Raw genomic sequence first — 19,070 nt, forward strand, 5'->3', positions numbered from 1 at the left:
TTCAACCCTTTCTCATTTGTTGCGCATAGACGGCGGCAACAATGATGCCCGCCTTCGCAATCAGCGCGACTTCATCCGCGACGCCATTGGCCAGCAGCGTGTATTTCACCAACTGGATCACCACGGCGCCAAGGATCGCCCCCCAGATCGGCGCCCGCCCCCCTGACAGGACCGCGCCGCCAACCACCGCCGCGGCAATGGCGTCCAGTTCCATCAGATTGCCGATCCGCGCCGCATCCGAGGCCGAGTTGATCGCCACGACGATCAGCCCCGAGATCCCGGCCAGAACCGAACAGGTCGCATAGGCCATGATCTTGACCCGCGTCACCGGCACACCCGACATGCGGGCCGCGCGCTCGTTTCCGCCCACGGCCAGCAGATAGCGCCCGCTGGCGCAGTAGCGCACGACATACCAGATGGCTGCCGCGATCACGATCACCAGCCAGCCCTGCACGGGAATCCCGAACAGCCGGGCGGTGCCGATGAAGCTGAAGGAAGGGTTGCTGAAGGTTTGCAGGTTGCCATTGGTCAGCACCTGCGCCACGCCTCGACCCGAAATGAAGAATATCAATGTCGCGATGATCGGCTGCACACCCAGGATCGCGACCAGCGCGCCATTGAAAATGCCGCAACAGAGGGCCGCGATCAGGGGCAGGACAAAGGCTGCCCCCAATCCCAGAACCGGATAGCTTTGAGCAAGATCAGAGGTAAAGATGATCGGGGCCATGGCGCCCGACAGGGCCATGACAGCGCCGACACTCAGATCGATACCGCCTGTTGCGATCACCAGTGTCATCCCTACAGCCACCAGCGCGATCGTCGCGACCTGGCTGACATTCACGGCCAAGGTCTGGGCGTGCAGGAAGTTCGGTGTGATCAGGATGTTGAAGATCAGCAGCACCGCAAGAGCCGCCAAGCCGCCATGGCGACTGATACTGACCAGAGACAGGCGCTCTTTGCGGGCGGGATTGTTCATGATCATTCCTTCATCACTCATGCCATGACCTCATCGGGAACGTGGGCGATGGCGGCGATCAGCGCCGATTCCGTCAGGCCTTCACCCGGCAGTTCAGCGACCGAGCGCCCCTCCTGCATGACGACGACGCGATCCGCGCCCTCGACGATTTCCTCAAATTCGGAACTGATCAGCAAAACCGCCCCGCCATCGGCGACAAAATCGCGGATGATGGCCTGAATTTCGCGCTTCGCGCCAACATCGACGCCTCTTGTCGGCTCGTCCAAAATCAGCAGATCCGGGCGCGTGGCCAACCAACGCGCCAACAGGACCTTTTGCTGGTTGCCGCCGGACAATTGCCGGATCGGTTGATCCGCACTGGCCAGCTTGATCCCCAAAGCGGCGATGTAATGATCGACGATCTCGCGTTCGCGATGGGTGTCAATGCCGCCGGCGCGGCGCAGCTTTGGCAAAAGCGCCAGGGTCAGGTTTTCGCGCACGCTCATATCGGGCACGATGCCCTCGGCCTTGCGATCCTCGGCCAGAAATCCGATCCCGGCGCCGATCGCATCTGCGGGCGAACGCGGCGCCCCACGCCCCCCCGGCAGGCTGATCGCGCCGCCGGTCAATCCGTCAAGTCCGAAGATCGCGCGGGCCGTTTCGGTGCGGCCCGAGCCCAACAGCCCGCCCAGCCCGACAATCTCACCCTTTCGCACCGTCAATGAGGCCTTGCGCAAGGCACGCCCTGTCGAGACATCCTTCAGCGAGAGGATTTCGGGCCCCACTTCGCCGCGCGGACCATCAAGTGCCGTCATCCCCGATGCGGCGATCTCGTTCCGGTCACGCCCCAGCATATCGGCGATCAGGCCCAGCTTGTCGGTCTGCGCGATATCGCGCACCGCAACGGTACAGCCATCGCGCATGACCGTGACGCGGTCGCAGATGCGGAACAATTCGTCCAGAAAATGCGAGACATAGAGAACCGATATGCCCTCCGCACGCAGGTTGCGCACCACCGAAAACAGGGTTTCGATTTCGCGATCGTCCAGCGATGATGTCGGCTCATCCATGATCACCAGTTGCGCATCCAGCGAAACGGCGCGGGCAATCGCTACCAACTGCTGGATCGCGGCAGGATAGAGGCCCAATCTCTGGCGCACGTCGATGTCGATTCCGAACCGTGACAGCATTTCGGTCGCGCGACGATGGGCTGCGGACCAGTCGATCAGGCCCAGACGGTTCTTCGGTTCAGCCCCCATGACGATATTCTCGGTCACACTGCGCAGAGGAACCAGGTTCAGCTCCTGATAGATGGTCGCAATGCCAGAGTTCTGCGCATCGCGCGGACTGTCGGCGTGAAAGTCGGACCCTGCCATCATGACCTGGCCACCATCGCGCTGGTGCACCCCAGTCAGGCATTTGATCAGCGTGGATTTCCCTGCGCCGTTCTGCCCGATCAGGGCATGAACCTCGCCCGGCGCGATCTCAAGCGAGGCATCGCGCAACGCGGGAACCCCCGCAAAGGATTTGCGGACCTGCCGCATGGACACAAGCTGTTGCACGTCACCCCCCAATGTCGTGAATTCGCCGGGACAAGCTGCCCCGGCGCGACAGCCTCAATAGGCTTCGTCGATGTGGTCGGCCGCATTTTCAGCGGTAAAGATGCGGTCCTCGACCTGCACCCAGGGCTCGATTTCCTCACCAGCGGCATAGCGGTTCATCACTTCGCAGGCCAACGGCCCGAAGAAGGGCGAGCTTTCGACCGTGACGCCCATCTTGCCATCGATGATGGCCTGCAAGGCATCGCGGGTGCCGTCGATGGAAACGATGGTGATATCTTCACCAGGCTTGCGCCCGGCCAGTTCAAGCGCCTGAATCGCGCCGATGGCCATTTCGTCGTTATGCGCATAGACGACATTCACATCAGGATGCGCCTGCAACAGGGTCTCCATGACCTGACGACCCAGATCGCGGGCGAAATCACCCGACTGCGAGGCGACGATCTCGAAGCGGTCATCCTGCAGGATCCGGTCGTCAAAACCCTTCTTGCGATCATTGGCGGGCGAGGAGCCGGTCGTCCCCTCCAGCTCCACGATCACACCCTTGTCGCCGTCGAAATTCTCGATCAGCCATTCCGCCGCGCGTTGCCCCTGCTTGACAAAATCCGATCCCAGAAAGGCAACGAAATCCTCGCCGGGCTTGGCCGAATTGGGATCAACCGAGCGATCAACCAGAAAGGTCGGTATGCCGGCAGCCTTGGCCTTCTTGACGGCCGGTATCAGCGGCTTTTCCTCGCGCGGGGGCAGGAAAAGAACATCAATGCCCTGCGCGATCATTGAATCGACATCGGCCACCTGCTTTGCGGCCGAACCCGCCGCGTCAGTGGCGATCAGGTCCCAGTTGCAGCTTTCAGCAGTGTCCTTGAAGGACTTGGTTTCGGCAATCCGCCAGGGATTGTTGCTCTCCATCTGGGAAAAACCGACCTTGTAGCGGTCTTTCTGCTCAAGCTTGGGCAGATCGGCAAGCGATGGCATGGCCATCATTGCCATTGCCGCCGCCAATGCGAGGCTGATCGTCTTGTATTTCGTCATGGCTTTCCTCCCCCCAAGATGACTGTCGCTTCCTCCTGCGTGTCATCTTTTGTATGACTAAACATAATGCAATGGACGGCAGACCGACCTAAATGTCAACAAAAAACGCATCAGACCATGAGGTTCAGAATTTATTGACATACCAAACAGGAATGTCCGATAGTGAATTCGCGACATGAAGGCATCGCGCCGGTCAGAAGGGCCATGACCTTGCCGCCCCGGGCGATGATTCTCGGGCATTCAAATATCCGGCAGGCAGTGCTACAGGCCGATCCGGACGACAGCAGCTTCAGCAGGACGCATTCCCATGGATCCAGAAGAAAATACCAAGAAATCCGTCCGTGCCGCTGATGCCATCGTCACCGCGATCGAAAACCGCATCGCTTCGGGAAAACTGAAAGACGGTGCCCCCCTGCCGGCCGAGCGCGCGCTGATGGAGGAATTCGGTGCCAGCCGGACCGTCGTGCGCGAGGCGATCACGGCGCTGTCCAACCGTGGCCTGATCGAGGCGCGCCCGCGCTTTCGTCCCGTCGTGCGCCATATCGGCTATGACTCGGTCATTGACACGACCAGCCCGGTGATCCGGCGGCTGCTGCATGACCCCCAGGGCGTCAAGAACCTGTACAAGGCCAGAGTTTTTGTCGAACGCCTGCTTGTGCGCGACGCGGCCACCGGTGCAAACCGCGAGGACATCCGCCGCCTCAAGGAAAAACTGGCCGAAAATGCAGCGGCCATCGACGATTCCGAACGATTCTATCAGACCGATGTGGCCTTTCATCGCGTGCTGTATGAAATCGCCGACAATCCGGTCTTTACCGCGACGCATGAGGGCTTTGTCGCCTGGCTGGCCCCGCAATGGGAGCAGATGGAGCGACTGCCCGAGCGCAACCGCCGCAATTATGCCGCGCATGAACGGATCTATACGGCAATCCTGGAACGCGACCCCGACGCCGCCGAAGCAGCCATCGTGCAGCATCTGGACGCGGCATGGGATTTCGTCAGCACCACCTTCTTCCCCGACCTGCCCGGTACATAGGAACACCGCCCGCGCTGCAGCGGGCGGCCCCTGTCACAGGGTGGTCAGCGTCCCATCCAGCCGCCATCAACGGTCAGGATCGTGCCATGCACATAGCTTGCCGCATCGGACGCAAGAAACACCACCGGACCGCCAAAATCATCGGGCGTACCCCAGCGGCCAGCGGGAATCCGTCCCAGAATTGCGTCATGGCGATCAGGATCGTTGCGTAGTGCATCGGTATTGTCGGTGGCGATATAGCCCGGCGCGATGGCGTTGACATTGACGCCCTTGCCTGCCCATTCATTCGCGAATGCCATCGTCAGCTGACCAATCCCGCCCTTTGACGCCGCATAGCCCGGCACGGTGATCCCTCCCTGGAATGTCAGCAGCGAGGCAGTGAAGATCACCTTGCCGCTGCCGCGCTGCACCATGCCCCGGCCGATCTCGCGGGTCAGGACGAATTGGGCGGACAGATTCACCTCGATCACCTCATCCCAGATGTCATCCCCGTGCTCGACGGCCGGAGCACGGCGGATCGTCCCGGCATTGTTGATCAGGATATCGATCGCGGGATGGTCCGCCTGCACCTGTTCAGCAAAGGCGTGAACCGCCTTGCGGTCGGAAAAGTCGCAGGCATAGGCGCTGAACTTGCGGCCCATTCCTGTCACCGCCCGCCCCAATTCGCCTCCATCCCCTGGCATGGATGCGCTGACGCCAATGATATCGGCCCCCGCAGCAGCCAAGGCTTCGGCCATGCCACGTCCGATACCACGCCTTGCGCCGGTAACAAGAGCAGTCTTGCCTGTCAGATCAAATGCGTTCGGGTCAAACATCAGGCGGCCTCCTCGCTGACGCGGATCAGGGTTTTCATCGAATTGGGATTCTCGGTCAGTGCCTTGAACGCCTGCGGCAGCTCTGCCAGTGGCCGGATTTCGGTGATCAGGGTCTCGACCCCGATGCCATCGGACAGCATGGCAATAGCCGCATCAAAATCGGTAATCTCATAGGTTCTTGCGCCGATCAGTTCGATCTCGCGCCAGAAAAATCGGAACATGTCGATCTGCGGCTTCTGGGCGTGAATGGCCACCATGCAGATCCGACCCCGCGTGGCGGTGACGGCGGTCATCAGGTCAACGCCCGGCTGCGTGCCAGAGACCTCGAACACCACATCGGCCCCCTTGTTGCCCGTCTCGGCCATGACGCGCGCGGCGACGTCTTCGCGTTTAGGGTTCGCCGTCGCAAAACCCATGTCCTCCGCCAGCTTCAAGCGGTTTTCATTGACCTCGGAAACCGTCACCCGTGCCCCGGCATGGCGTGCGACCAGAGCCACAAGCATCCCGATGGGGCCACCGCCGATGACCAACACATCCTCGCCAACCGCAACCCGTGCGCGACGCACGTCATGGACGGCAACAGCCAGAGGCTCGACCAGCGCGGCATGATCCAGCGCCATCCCGGCGGGCAGCTTGTGCAGCACATGCGCGGGCACGGTCCATCTGTTCTGGAAGGCACCATCCGTATCCAGACCAAGGAATTTCAGATTGTGGCAGACATGAATATGCCCCGCCTTGCAAGCCGGACATGCGCCGCAATGAGCCAGCGGCCGCACAACGACAGGCTCGCCAACGGCAAATCCCTCGACGCCTTCGCCAATGGCCGAGACCCGGCCCGACATCTCATGTCCGATCACGCGATTGTCGCCGATCCGGGCCTCCATATGGCCCAGATAGACATGCAGATCCGTACCGCAAATACCGCAATATGCGGTCTCTACCTGCACTTCACCCGGTCCGGGCGGCACATCTTCGACCTGACGCAGTTCGAAACTGCCATTTCCGGTATAATAGGCTGCATCAATCTTCATATTGTCCTCCGTCAGGCTGCGCGATCGCAGCATTGTTTCAGCATGTCCCAATTGAACGCCACGCCGGTGCCGGGCAGATCCGGCGCGACAGCGCGACCATTGCGCAGGACCAGCGGATGGGTTGTGTAGCGATCTATCGGGAAGGAATGCACTTCGATCCAACCGGGATTGGGCTGGGCCGAAACCAGACTGACATGCAATTCCTGCATGCCGTGGCTGCACACCGGGATACCGGCTTTCGCAGCCATACGCGCCACGCGCAGCCAGCCGGTGATACCGCCACAGTTCGAGGCATCCGGTTGAATATAGGACAGCTTCGACTGCGCCAGCGCATAGCCGAATTCATGTTCGGTATGCAGGTTCTCGCCCATTGCCAGCGGCATGCCCGTGGCATCTGCGATGCAGGCATATCCCATATAGTCGTCGGGAATGATCGGCTCTTCAAACCAGGTGATATCATAAGGGGCAAAGGCCCGTGCCGCCGCGATCGCGCCATCAACGTCCATCGAATAATTGGCATCGACCATGAAGGTCACATCGGAACCGATCAGCTCGCGCACGGCCCTGACACGGGCGACATCCTCGGCCAGGGTAGGCTGCCCGACCTTGATCTTGACCGCGTCAAAGCCCTGCTCCAGATAGCCCGAAATCGTTTCCAGCAGTTTTGGCAACGGAAAGTTCAGATCAATGCCGCCGCGATAGGCCCTGCAGTCTGCAGCTGTCCCGCCCGCCATCTGCCACAGCGGCGCGCCCTCGGCATGACCGCGCAGATCCCACAATGCAATATCTGCCGCCGAAATGGCGAATGACGCTATGCCGCCTCGCGCGACATAATGCACATGCCATTGCATGCCGTCATAAAGCTGGTCGATCCGGCGGGAATCCTGACCCATCAGAAAGGGCGCAATGTCGTCCTGCAACATGGCGACAATGGCGCTGCCGCCCTTGCCGCCGGTATAGGTGTATCCGGTGCCCGACTGCCCGTCTGCATCGGTAATCGTACAGGTGATCAGTTCGAAATGCGTATGGGCACCATGTTTGGCATCGACCAGAACCTCGTCCAGTGGCACCTGGAAATAGCGCACCGCGACATCGGTGATTGCAGCCATATTCTATCCTCCCCGGATCAGGACCAGTTCACATACATGGTCTGTTTCTTCAGATAGCCATCGAAGCCGTATTTTCCGTCTTCGCCGCCGATCCCCGACTGGTTCCATCCCGCGTGATAGCCCTGAACCTGCTCGCCATTGGCCCGGTTGAAATAGATTTCCGCAAAGTTCAGCTCGCGGCTGACGCGCATCATGCGCCTGATATCCTGCGTGAACAGATAGGCGGACAGCCCGTAGTCGCTGTCATTCGCCTTTTGCACGGCGTCCTCAAAACTGGCGACGCGCAGGAACGGCACCACCGGCCCAAAGACTTCGGATCTGATGATCGGATTGTCATTGCCGTGCAATTCCAGAACCGAGGGCGACATCCAATGCCCCTTGGAGAACTCTCCGTCGCGCAGCCGACCGCCTTGCAGGATCGGCTCGGCCCCTGCCGAGATGGCTGCAGCAATCAGTTCCTCGATCTTGTCGATCTCGACACTGCTGACCTTGGGGCCAAGATCGGGATCGCTCATCGGATCGCCAATCCGCAAGGACAGCACGCGATCCAGAAATTTCCGCATGAACAGGTCGGCAATGTCCTGATGCAGATACATGCGTTCATTGCAGGTGCAGACCTGCCCGCAATTGGTGAAACGGGCGATGACGGCCGCCTCGACCGCCTTGTCCAGATCGGCATCCTCCATGACGATGAAAGGGGCCTTGCCACCCAGCTCCAGGCTCAGCACCTTCAGTTGATCTGCGGCCGATCGGAATATCTCGCGCCCTGCGCGCGTGCTGCCAGTCATGGTCACCATGTCCGAAAGCGGGCTTTCCACCAGCGCACGTCCAGCTACGGCTCCGCGACCGGTGATCACATTGAACACGCCAGCAGGAATGCCGGCCTGTTGCGCCAGAGCCGCCAGATTCAACCCGGCCAGCGGCGTGATCTCATGGCTCATCAGGACAAAGCTGTTTCCCGATACCAGCGCCGGACCAAGCTTGCGCGCCGCAAGGGCCAGCGGATAATTCCATGCCGTCAGACCGACGATCACGCCACGGGGCACGCGACGGATCATGATTTCCTCGTCAGGATTGTCCGAAGGCATGATATCGCCTTCGATCCGGCGGGCATTTTCAGCGGCATAGGTCAGGAAATTCGCGGCAGCCTGAACTTCGCCGCGCGCCTGGCTGATCGGCTTTCCCTGTTCAGCCACCAGTGACACGGCAAGGGATTCCGCGTTCTCAAGCACCAATGCGGACAGCGCGTGAACCACCCTTGCACGTTCGATGGCTGGCAGTCCGGCCCAGTCGGATTGCGCCTTTTTCGCGGCGGTCAAGGCGGTCTGGGCCGTGGCTGCATCGCAATCGGGAATGGTGGCGATGACCTGCTCGTTGGCAGGGTTTTCGACCTCGATCTGATCGACCCCGGACGGAGTCAGCCATTCCCCGTCAATAAAGACTTCGCGCTGATCCACCATTTCGCCCTCGCAATTTTGGTCATACCATATATGACTTCATGGCGAGGGATTAGCTGAATGTCAAAGAAAAATAGCGACATTGCGCCGCTATTGTATGACATTCAAATTTTCAGAACGCTCCAGAGACGGCTGCGATCACTCCACCGGGGCGGAACAATCGCAGCCCATGCGCCTCAGCCGATCACGCGGGTCAGCGCCGTGTCGATGGCCGCGGTGATCCGGTCGATGTCCTCGGCCGTGGCGATCAGCGCGGGCGACAGGCACAGCGTATTGTTCATCCCGTGCAGCGAGCGGTTCGTAGCTCCGATGATGACACCCTGACCCATGCAGTCCGCAACAATCGCCTGCACCAGCTTTTCGTCCAGCGGCTCTTTGCTGTCGCGATCCTTGACCAGCTCCGCACCGCAAAAGAGCCCCTTGCCACGCACATCACCAATGACGCTGTGACGCCCCATCAGTTCGTTCAGATTGCCAAGCAGACGCTCACCCATGATCCGGGTGTTCTCGAGCAGGCCCTCATCCTCGATGATGCGCATGTTTTCCAGCGCGGCAACCGGACCGGCGGTGCAGCCGCCAAATGTCGAGATATCACGGAAATAGCTCATGCCGTCTTCCGGTGCATCCTTGAACATCTCGAAGACGCGCTCGGTGGTTACGGCGCAGGAAATTGCCGCATAGCCCGAGGCGACGCCCTTGGCCATGGTCACGAAATCGGGCTCGATACCATAGTGCTGATAGCCAAACCATTTTCCGGTGCGCCCCAGACCGCATACGACCTCGTCGATATGCAGCAGGATGTCATACTTGCGGCAGATTTCCTGGACACGAGGCCAATAACCTTCGGGCGGGGTGATGACGCCGCCGCCTGCCGTCACGGGTTCCAGCACAATGGCACCCACGGTATCGGGGCCTTCGCGCAGAATTACCTCTTCGATGGCGTCAGCAGCACGTTCGCCATAATTCTCGACATCCCACTGCTTGCGATACTCAAGACAATGGGGAACCATGACGAAACCGTCCGGAAAGGGACCATATTGCTCGGCCCGCTGCGCCTGGCCCGAAGTGGCCAGCGTCCCGATGGTGGTGCCGTGATAGTCACGGTCGCGATACAGGATCTTGTTTTTCTTGCCGCCGTAATGACGCGCCGAGATCTGGCGCACCATCTTGTAGACCTTCTCATTGGCCTCGGACCCAGAATTCGCGAAATAGACGCGGCTCAGCCCCGGCATCTTCTCGATCAGCTTTTCGGCAAAGCGCGCACCGGGCACGCTGCCGGCCGAGCCTGCGAAATAGTTCAACCGCACCAGTTGATCGCGAACGGCATCCGCAATGCTTTCCCGTCCATAGCCGACATTGACGGTCCAGACGCCCCCGGACACCGCGTCCAGATATTCCTTGCCCGTCGCATCCCAGACGCGCATGCCCTTGCCTTCGACAAAGACACGGGGATCGGTCGTTTCATAGGGTTTGTGCTGGCTGAGATGGTGCCATACATGGGCGCGATCAGCCGCGACCACATCCGAGATATCATTTTGCGTCAAATCCAGGGTCATCGTCGCCTCCGTCACCATATTGCCTGATTCTGCGGACACATTAGGCGCATCCAAGGCCCTTGGACAATCACCTCACGACGGGATAATCACGCCCCGGGCGGATGTTATGGCCCGGAGCATGGAAAACCGTTCATCCGTAACGCTAGTCGATCACGACCGGGCCCCTGGGGCTGTCCAGTTCGAATGCAATGGCGGGATCACCCGTCTGAACACGGGCCAGATGATCGACGCCCAGGGCCGCCAGAGTCTCGGTCAGGCGCTCGGGTTGGGGATGGGTCAGGACGATCGATGTCAGCCGCACGCCCAGATCCTGCTGCCCTTCCGAGGGATGCGGACCCGGCGACCATTCGATGAAGGCAGGCAGCAGCCCGCCCTCGGGCAGATGCCCGTCCCGCGGCACGGTGAGACGCCATGTGCGCCCGCCACGGCTGAGTTCCAGAACTTCGCCCAGATCAACCGGGCTGGCTGCCACCACCGCGTCCAGATCATCGGTGCCCACCACCCAGCACAGGGCGCGGGGACGTTCTGCCAAGCGCTGTTGCGTTTCGGCCTCATCCATCGAGAACCAGCGCACCCGGCCTGGCGCGGGCGCATCGGGATCGATGGACAGGATTTCCAGAAAGGTCCTGTTGCCCGATTGCATGACACAGTTATGGGTGCTCATGGCATCATGCTTGCCGCCGCGCGGCACCGTCACGCCCAACAACTTCTGCAGAGCCTCTTCTCCCTGCTCAAGGCTGTCGGCGCCAATGACAAAGTGATCAATTACGTTTTTCATTCTTTTCGTCCTCAGTCCAAAAGGGGCAAAGCGCGGGCCAGATCGGCACACAGGCTGTCAGGATTTTCGAAACCTATATTGAAGCGGATCAGATGTCCTTCCTCTTGCCAGCGTGTCGCGGTACGCAGCGGCTGGACGGGCAGGACAAGGCTTTCAAAGCCGCCCCAGCTGACGCCGATGCCGAACATCTCCAGCCCGTCAACAAAGGCGTGCAGCTTCTCGGTCGAGGTCTTGCGCGTCACAACGCCAAACAGACCGGCCGCGCCAGTGAAATCGCGTTTCCAGAATTCATGGCCGGGGCATTGCGGCAGGGCCGGATGCAGCACACGGGTGATCTGGGGTTGCCCGGCCAGCCAGGTGGCCAGCTTCAGGCCTGCGGCCTCGGCTGCCTTCATGCGCATTTCCAGCGTGCGCAGGCCACGCAGCGACAGGAAGACATCCTGCGCGCCTGCCTTGTCTCCGAAGGCCAGCGCCATCTTTCGCATCTGCGGATAGGTCGCCTCGTTGCAGACAATGAACCCGATCATGCTGTCGGCATGGCCACCAATGTATTTCGACCCCGAATGGACGACCACATCCGCGCCCAGGCGCAACGGCTGGCAAAAGACCGGCGTGGCCCATGTGCCATCGATGATCGACAAGGCGCCATGGCGTCGGGCAGCGGCAGAAATGGCCGGGATATCGGGAACTTCGAATGTACCGGAACCGGGGGCCTCGAACATCACGGCGGCGGTATTGGGGCGCAGGCAGGGGGTGATGTCCTGCATCGGATCGAAATAGGAGATCTCGACACCATAGCGCGCCAGAACCGTGTCACAAAATCCGCGTGTCGGCGCATAGACGTTGTCCGCGACCAGCAGGTGATCACCCGCCTTTGCAGCCCCCATGAGGGCCAGAGTAACCGCCGTCAGACCGGCCGATACGCTGATGCAACCCGCTCCGCCCTCCAACGTCGCAATCGCATGTTCCAGTTCGAAACTGGCCGGGTTGCCATAGCGACCGTAATACAGGGTGCCGGGTTCATGGCGCGCCTCGCGGGCGGCCTCGAATTCCGACAGGCTGTTGAACAGCATTGTCGAGCCCTGCGAGATCGGCAGATTGACCGGGCGCCCGTTTTCGTCCGGCCCCCGCCCCAAATGCACCAGCGCATCAGAAATGGAAGAAACTTCAGCCATGGCCCCACTTTCCAGATGAATATCACGGGAACAGTGGCGAATTGCCCTTTTCGTGTCAATATATGTGATATATGTTTCTTATACCGGCACATATTCCCTTTTGACATGCGCCCGCCGGAATGATTGCCCCCTTACAGGCCGCATGTCCTGCAATCACATTCACTTCTTGGGAAAACTGGGGGATTATGATGGACAAACACAACATGGAAGACAGGAGCACGCGGTTGGACCAGAAGGACGCGACCCCAGAGCCGAAAAAGGCACCGAAAGTGGACAGCACCCTGGCAAAGGGCCTGCAGATACTGGAGACGCTGGCGCAGTCGAACGGCCCGCGTGGCGTGTCAGAACTGTCACGCGAGTTGGAACTGACCAAGTCGAATGTCTTCCGGCTACTGCAGACCCTGTCCACTTTGGGATATGCCCGCCCGACCGAGGACAAGCGCTATACGGCAACGCTGAAGACATGGCAGGTCGGGCGCGCGGTCGTCGAACATTTCAACCTGCGCGAACTCTGCGCCCCCGCGCTGCAGATGCTGGCGAACAAGACGGGTGAAACGGTCTATCTCGCCGTACCCGAGGGACTGAATGTGATCTATATCGACAAGATCGAGTCGACCCAGCCCATTCGATCATGGAACCCGATCTCCGGTTCTGCGCCGATCCATTGCGTCGGCACCGGCAAGGCGATTCTGGCGGCAAACTACAGCAGGATGCGGGATCTTCTGATCGGCAATCTGAGCAAATACACCGAACGCAGCATCACCTCGATCAAGGCCATGGATGATGAAATCATCCGTATCCGCGCCAAGGGTTTCGCCATCGATACGGGCGAATTCCGTGATCAGATCCGCAGTTATGGCGCGGCGATCTGCATGCCCGACGGCGCAGCCATCGGGGCCCTGGGCGTCTCCGTCCCCGAGATCAACCTCAAGGACGGCGATGAAGACATGATCTGCCAGCTTGTCAGGCTGGCAGCGGAATCAGTGTCGCAACGGCTCAGCCGCAGCTGACCCCGATCACGACTTGGGGGCGGGATATTCGACTGGCCCGCCCTGTTTCTCCCAGGTCGAAAATCCCTCTTTCAGATGGGCGGCCTGAAAGCCCATGTCCTGCAGCAGGGCGACCGACAGTGCCGAGCGCCAGCCGCTGGCACAGTGGAAGACGAATTTCTTGTCCTCTGCAAAGATCTCCTTGAAATACGGGCTTTCGGGATCCACCCAGAATTCCAGCATTCCGCGCGGGCAATGAAAGCTGCCCGGAATAAAGCCCGAGCGCTGCCGTTCCCTGACATCGCGCAGATCCACGATCACGACCTCGGGGTCATCGACCATCTTGATCGCATCCCGGGTTTCCACCTCTTCGATGCGCGCGCGCGCTTGTTCGACCATCTTCTTGACCGATGTGTTCAGGCTGGGCATGTGGCCTCCTAGTGTTTCAGCATATAGAACGACTATAATGTATGTTGACACAGTCGTTGCGCTGTATCAAGCTTTGTCCATAACGCCGGAGCAAAAGCGAACAACCGGCCCCAATGACCAACCAGGAGAGAGCCATGCCCGCGAACAAGCCTATATCCTTGTGGGACATGTCAGCAGCCGAACGACCCCATGAATGCCCGATGGACGGCGATTCGACCTGCGATGTCGCCATCGTCGGTGGAGGTTTCACGGGCCTGTCGACGGCATTGCACGCCGCCAATCTGGGATTGGATTGTCACGTTCTGGAAGCCAGGCACATCGGTTATGGCGGCTCGGGTCGCAATGTCGGACTGGTCAATGCGGGCGTCTGGCTGCCCCCGCAGGATGTCGAGAAAAACCTCGGCAAAGAAGCCGGATCACGGTTGGTCCAGCGGTTGGGTGAATTGCCTGATTACGTCTTCTCGTTGATCGAGAAATACCAGATCCGCTGCGAAGCAACGCGCAGCGGCACGATTCACGCCGCTCATTCGCCCAGGGGCTTCCAGGACCTGCAGCGTCGTGCCGAAGGCTGGCACCGGCGCGGAGTCGATGTCGAACTTCTGGATGCGGCGGAAACCGCGAAGAAGACCGGCACGACCAGGTTTTTCGGCGGCCTTCTGGACCGCCGCGCCGGGACGATCAACCCGATGGGATATGCGCGCGGCCTTGCACGGGCGGCGACATCCGCAGGTGCCAGGATTTCGACCGGAGTCACAGTGACAAAGATCACCAGGGCGGGCGACCGCTGGCAGCTTCGCACCGCGCGCGGCACCGTCAGCGCGAAATACGTGGTCCTGGGCACCAATGCCTATTCGGACGATCTGTGGCCCGGCCTGCGTCAGAGTTTTACCAAGATCCATTTCTTCCAGCTGTCGACGGAACCTCTCGGAAAGAGAGGCGAACATATCCTGCCCGAACGGCAGGGCCTGTGGGATACCAACCAGATCATGTTCTCATTGCGCCGGGATGAGTTCGGTCGGCTGATCATCGGCTCCATGGGGTCGGTGCTTGGCGGCAGGAAGGGCCTGTCACGGCGATGGGCACAGGCCAATCTGAAGCGACTGTTCCCCGAATTGGGCAAGGTCGAATTCGACAATGCCTGGCATGGACAGATCGCCATGACCCCCGACCATCTGTTCCGCATTCATCGGCTGGCCGAAGGGGTATTCACACCCATCGGTTATAACGGGCGGGGCATCACCACCGGCACCATGTTCGGCAAGGCGCTGGCCGAACTGATGACGGGCGCAACGGAAGACACTCTGCCGATTCCGGTGACCGGGCTCAAACCGGCCGCCAACCGCACGCTGAAGGCTGGCATCTATGAAACCGCCTTCACGATGAACCAACTGATGAAAAGTTTCTGAACCGAGGCTTGCATGATGAATCCCAATATCCGTGTCGGCGTTGATATCGGCGGAACATTTACCGATGTCGCGCTACAATATCCGGGCGGCCTTGCGACGGCCAAGGTCCTGACGAATTACAGCAAACCCGAACAGGCCATTCTTGATGGCATTCTCAAGGCAGCCGATGCTGCCGGGGTCGGACCTGCCGAGATCGGCCAGGTGATCCATGGCACCACGCTGGTAACCAATTCGCTGATCGAAAGGCGGGGGGCCAAGCTGGCCTTCATCACCACCGAGGGCTTTCGCGACGTGGTCGAAATGCGCTCGGAAAACCGCTTCGAGCAATATGACCTGAACCTGACGCTGCCCAAGCCGCTGGTGGCACGCAAAGACCGATTTACCATGAAGGAACGCGTGGCGGCGGACGGCTCGGTTCTGCTGGCACTGGAGCGCGCAGAGATCGAGGCGATGGTGCAGACCATTCTCGACGGCGGTTACGAATCCGTCGCCATCGGCTTCATGCATGCCTATGCCAATCCGGCCCACGAGCAGATGATGGCCGAGGCCCTGAAGGCCGCCGCGCCCGATCTGTCGGTCTCGATTTCATCGGTGATTTCACCCCAGATGCGCGAATTCGAGCGGTTCAATACCGTGATCGCCAATGCCTATGTACAGCCGCAGGTCGCGGATTATCTGGGACGGCTGGTCGCAAGGCTTCGCGATACGGAAATTGCCGCACCGGTCTTCATGATGCATTCCGGAGGCGGGCTGATCTCGGTCGAGACCGCCAGCGCCGAACCCGTCCGCCTGTTGGAATCCGGCCCTGCCGGAGGTGCCATCTTCGCCGCGGAATTTGCACGTGCACATGGGTTGGACAAGGTGCTCAGCTTTGACATGGGCGGCACCACGGCCAAGATCTGCCTGATCGAGGACGGCCGCCCGAAGACCGCGAATACCTTCGAGGTGGCGCGCACCTATCGCTTCAAGAAGGGCTCGGGGATGCCGGTCTCTACTCCGGTCGTCGAAATGGTCGAGATCGGGGCCGGGGGCGGATCGATCGCCTCGATCGACGCCATGGGTCGCATTCAGGTCGGACCGCGCTCCGCGGCATCCGAGCCCGGACCGGCCTGTTATCAGCGCGGCGGCAACGAACCGACGGTGACGGATGCCAACCTGACGCTGGGGCGGCTGGATGCCGACAATTTTGCAGGTGGTGCGATTCCACTGTCGCGCGAGTTGGCACTTGCTGCGTTGGATGAACAGCTGGCGCGCAAGCTGGACATGCCTGCGGCGGATGCGGCATTCGGCGTGACCGAAATGGTCGATGAAAACATGGCCAATGCCGCCCGTGTCCACACGGTCGAAAACGGGCGAGACATCGAACATTTCACCATGATCGCTTTTGGCGGCGGTGCGCCGCTGCATGCCTGCCGTCTGTGTGAAAAACTGGGCATCGACAGCCTGATCATCCCGCCCGGCGCGGGTGTGGGCTCGGCCATCGGCTTCCTCAAGGCCCCCTTCAGCTACGAGGCGACGCGCGGGTTGTTTCAGCGATTGGACGCCTTTGATCCGGCTATGGTCAATGCCGCGCTGACCGAACTGGAGGCCGAGGCTCGCGCATTCGTCAAGGAAGGGGCCGGAGATGCCGAAACAACGATCCGCCTGACTGCCTTCATGCGCTATACCGGACAGGGCTGGGAAATCCCCGTGGTGCTGCCCTACACCCCGTTCAATGACGGTGATCAGACCATGCTTTTGCAGGCCTTCGAGGAAGCCTATCGCAACCTCTTCGGCCGCATCATCGACGATCTGCCGGTCGAGGTCACGAACTGGTCGCTGACCGTCGCCTCGGTCCTGCCCGACATGGACAAGGCACAACGCTTCCTGACCGGCGCGTCAATGGACAGCGACCGCAGCCGCGAGTTCTTTGACTCGGCCCTGCGCAAGACGGTCACCGCGCGCGAGGTCGATCGCCAGGCAATCACAGCCGGTGCCGTTGTCGAAGGCCCGGCGGTCATCACGGAAAGCGAAACCTCGACCATCGTGACCTCGGGCTATTCGGTGATCGGACAAGGAGATGGCAGCCTGTTGCTGCTGCGGAAAGGGGCAATGAAATGAGCATGTCTTCGATTGATCTGCAAATCATGTGGAACCGGCTGATTGCGGTGGTCGAAGAACAGGCGACCACCCTGATCCGCACAGCCTTTTCCACCAGCGTGCGTGAAGCCGGAGACCTTTCCGCAGGGCTGTTCGACAGGCAGGGGCGCATGATGGCCCAGGCCGTGACCGGCACCCCCGGCCATGTCAACGCCATGGCCGAAAGCGTGACCCATTTCACCCGTGAAATCGGCGCGCAGAACATCTTTGAAGGCGATGTCTTCATCACCAACGACCCCTGGAAGGGCACCGGCCATCTGCATGACATCACGGTCGTGACGCCGGTCTTTCGCAAGGGCGTGCATATCGGCTTTTTCGCCTGCACGGCACATGTTGTCGATATCGGCGGTCGCGGCTTTGGTCCCGATGCGGGCGAGGTCTATGAGGAAGGCCTGCTGATCCCGATCACCAAATTCGCGGAAAAAGGTCAGGTCAGCTCCCTGCTGGTTCAGATGATCCGCGCCAATGTCCGCACGCCCGACCAGACGGTCGGCGACATGTATTCCCTGGCCGCCTGCAACGAAGCCGGCAATCGCAGGCTGCAGGACATGATGGATGAATTTTCCATCGACGATCTGGACATGCTGTCCGATTTCATCATCGACAGCAGCCGCAAGGCGACGCTGAACGCCATCGCGAAGGTGCCCTCGGGCAGCTATGATTCAACGATGACCGTCGATGGCTATGAAGCACCGGTTCACATGCAGGTGCGTCTGACCATCGAAGGCGACAGGCTGCTGGCGGATTTCGACGGCACAAGCGGCATGTCCAAATTCGGCGTGAACTGCCCCGAGGTCTATACAAGGGCCTATGCCTGCTATGCGCTGAAATGCGCGATTGCACCGGACGTTCCCAACAATACCGGCTCTCTGGAGCCATTCCACATCACCGCGCCCGAAGGCTGCATTCTTGCGGCCAGACGCCCTGCCCCGGTCTCGGTCCGCCATGTTCTGGGCCATCTGGTCCCCGATGTCGTATTGGGCGCATTGCATCAGGCCATGGGGGGCACTGTGCCTGCCGAAGGGGCCTCGGCGCTGTGGAACATCCAGATCTCTGCAAGGCCCTCGGACCCCGACAGCAATCTGCCCGGTCGCGAGGTCCTGATGTTCAACTCAGGCGGCACCGGGGCGCGACCGACGCTGGATGGCATGTCCGCCACCGCCTTCCCCTCGGGCGTTTCGACAATGTCGGTCGAAGTGACAGAACAGGTCGGCCCGATCACCGTCTGGCGCAAGGATCTGCGCGAAGGTTCAGGTGGTGCGGGAACCTGGCGCGGCGGGCTGGGCCAGGTGATCGAGATCGAACCGCGTCACGGCTATGACCTGTTTTTCAACGCGATGTTTGACCGGATCGACAATCCCGCGCGTGGTCGTGACGGCGGCGGATGCGGCGGCAATGGCCGTGTCGAACTGGCTGACGGCACGAAACTGCGCGGCAAGGGCCGCCAGAAAATCGCCAGCGGCCAGCGGCTTGTCCTCAGCCTGCCCGGCGGGGGCGGCTATGGCGACCCGGCCCGCCGTGACCCCGAACTTGTCCGCGCCGATCTGGCTGCGGGCTATATCACCCCCGAACAGGCCCGTAACGATTACGGTTTGGAAGACTGA

At 60.7% G+C, this 19,070-nt stretch carries 16 protein-coding genes; 5 read left to right on the plus strand and 11 right to left on the minus strand.

The window, feature by feature from the left end; genetic code table 11:
* Window position 1: 1 nt before the first annotated feature.
* The 3 genes from JHW44_RS17625 to JHW44_RS17635 are packed head-to-tail and all read right to left on the minus strand — an operon-like array spanning window position 2 to window position 3,546.
* Window positions 2-976, minus strand: a complete 975-nt coding sequence (locus JHW44_RS17625) for an ABC transporter permease (RefSeq protein WP_272850342.1) — start codon at window positions 974-976, stop codon at window positions 2-4.
* A 17-nt stretch (window positions 977-993) separates the two neighbouring features.
* Window positions 994-2,517: a sugar ABC transporter ATP-binding protein gene (locus JHW44_RS17630; RefSeq protein ID WP_245847379.1), complete on the minus strand. Its 1,524-nt coding sequence runs from the start codon at window positions 2,515-2,517 to the stop codon at window positions 994-996.
* A 54-nt stretch (window positions 2,518-2,571) separates the two neighbouring features.
* On the minus strand, window positions 2,572-3,546 hold the full coding sequence (locus tag JHW44_RS17635) for an ABC transporter substrate-binding protein (RefSeq protein WP_089345628.1): 975 nt from the start codon (window positions 3,544-3,546) through the stop codon (window positions 2,572-2,574).
* 307 nt (window positions 3,547-3,853) lie between these two features.
* On the opposite strand from JHW44_RS17635, the gene JHW44_RS17640 reads away from it, so the two are divergent.
* A complete protein-coding gene (locus tag JHW44_RS17640) occupies window positions 3,854-4,582 on the plus strand; it encodes an FCD domain-containing protein (protein WP_089345629.1) in 729 nt (242 codons plus the stop codon).
* A 44-nt stretch (window positions 4,583-4,626) separates the two neighbouring features.
* On the opposite strand, the gene JHW44_RS17645 is transcribed toward JHW44_RS17640, so the two are convergent.
* The 7 genes from JHW44_RS17645 to metC form a co-directional block, all read right to left on the minus strand.
* Window positions 4,627-5,397 carry an SDR family oxidoreductase gene (locus tag JHW44_RS17645; RefSeq protein ID WP_089345630.1) on the minus strand — a complete coding sequence of 257 codons (771 nt, stop codon included), beginning with the start codon at window positions 5,395-5,397 and terminating at the stop codon, window positions 4,627-4,629.
* On the minus strand, window positions 5,397-6,428 hold the full coding sequence (locus JHW44_RS17650) for a zinc-dependent alcohol dehydrogenase (protein ID WP_089345667.1): 1,032 nt from the start codon (window positions 6,426-6,428) through the stop codon (window positions 5,397-5,399). Before JHW44_RS17650 ends, JHW44_RS17645 begins: the two co-directional genes overlap by 1 nt.
* Before the next feature lie 11 nt (window positions 6,429-6,439).
* A complete protein-coding gene (locus JHW44_RS17655; RefSeq protein WP_089345631.1) occupies window positions 6,440-7,537 on the minus strand; it encodes a mandelate racemase/muconate lactonizing enzyme family protein in 1,098 nt (365 codons plus the stop codon).
* 17 nt (window positions 7,538-7,554) lie between these two features.
* Complete coding sequence (locus tag JHW44_RS17660; RefSeq protein WP_089345632.1) at window positions 7,555-8,997, minus strand: aldehyde dehydrogenase family protein; 1,443 nt, start codon at window positions 8,995-8,997, stop codon at window positions 7,555-7,557.
* Window positions 8,998-9,170: 173 nt separating this feature from the next.
* Window positions 9,171-10,550: a hypotaurine--pyruvate aminotransferase Tpa gene (tpa, locus tag JHW44_RS17665; RefSeq protein ID WP_089345668.1), complete on the minus strand. Its 1,380-nt coding sequence runs from the start codon at window positions 10,548-10,550 to the stop codon at window positions 9,171-9,173.
* A gap of 142 nt (window positions 10,551-10,692) precedes the next feature.
* Entirely contained in the window at window positions 10,693-11,328 is a 636-nt protein-coding gene (locus JHW44_RS17670) for a VOC family protein (RefSeq protein ID WP_089345633.1), read from the minus strand.
* 11 nt (window positions 11,329-11,339) lie between these two features.
* Window positions 11,340-12,503, minus strand: a complete 1,164-nt coding sequence (metC, locus tag JHW44_RS17675) for a cystathionine beta-lyase (RefSeq protein ID WP_089345634.1) — start codon at window positions 12,501-12,503, stop codon at window positions 11,340-11,342.
* 203 nt (window positions 12,504-12,706) lie between these two features.
* Between metC and JHW44_RS17680 the strand changes: the two genes are divergently transcribed.
* Complete coding sequence (locus JHW44_RS17680) at window positions 12,707-13,513, plus strand: IclR family transcriptional regulator (RefSeq protein WP_089345669.1); 807 nt, start codon at window positions 12,707-12,709, stop codon at window positions 13,511-13,513.
* 6 nt (window positions 13,514-13,519) lie between these two features.
* On the opposite strand, the gene JHW44_RS17685 is transcribed toward JHW44_RS17680, so the two are convergent.
* Complete coding sequence (locus tag JHW44_RS17685; RefSeq protein WP_089345635.1) at window positions 13,520-13,921, minus strand: rhodanese-like domain-containing protein; 402 nt, start codon at window positions 13,919-13,921, stop codon at window positions 13,520-13,522.
* 134 nt (window positions 13,922-14,055) lie between these two features.
* Between JHW44_RS17685 and JHW44_RS17690 the strand changes: the two genes are divergently transcribed.
* From JHW44_RS17690 to JHW44_RS17700, 3 genes are read left to right on the plus strand one after another with little or no spacing between them, the layout of a single operon-like run.
* Window positions 14,056-15,327: an NAD(P)/FAD-dependent oxidoreductase gene (locus JHW44_RS17690; RefSeq protein WP_089345636.1), complete on the plus strand. Its 1,272-nt coding sequence runs from the start codon at window positions 14,056-14,058 to the stop codon at window positions 15,325-15,327.
* Between the two features lie 12 nt (window positions 15,328-15,339).
* Window positions 15,340-17,427 carry a hydantoinase/oxoprolinase family protein gene (locus tag JHW44_RS17695; RefSeq protein WP_089345637.1) on the plus strand — a complete coding sequence of 696 codons (2,088 nt, stop codon included), beginning with the start codon at window positions 15,340-15,342 and terminating at the stop codon, window positions 17,425-17,427.
* Window positions 17,424-19,070 (plus strand): hydantoinase B/oxoprolinase family protein, encoded by a 1,647-nt coding sequence (locus JHW44_RS17700; protein WP_089345638.1) that lies wholly within the window; start codon window positions 17,424-17,426, stop codon window positions 19,068-19,070. Before JHW44_RS17695 ends, JHW44_RS17700 begins: the two co-directional genes overlap by 4 nt.

Origin of the sequence: Paracoccus seriniphilus (assembly GCF_028553745.1) — a bacterium.
Classification (GTDB): domain Bacteria; phylum Pseudomonadota; class Alphaproteobacteria; order Rhodobacterales; family Rhodobacteraceae; genus Paracoccus; species Paracoccus seriniphilus.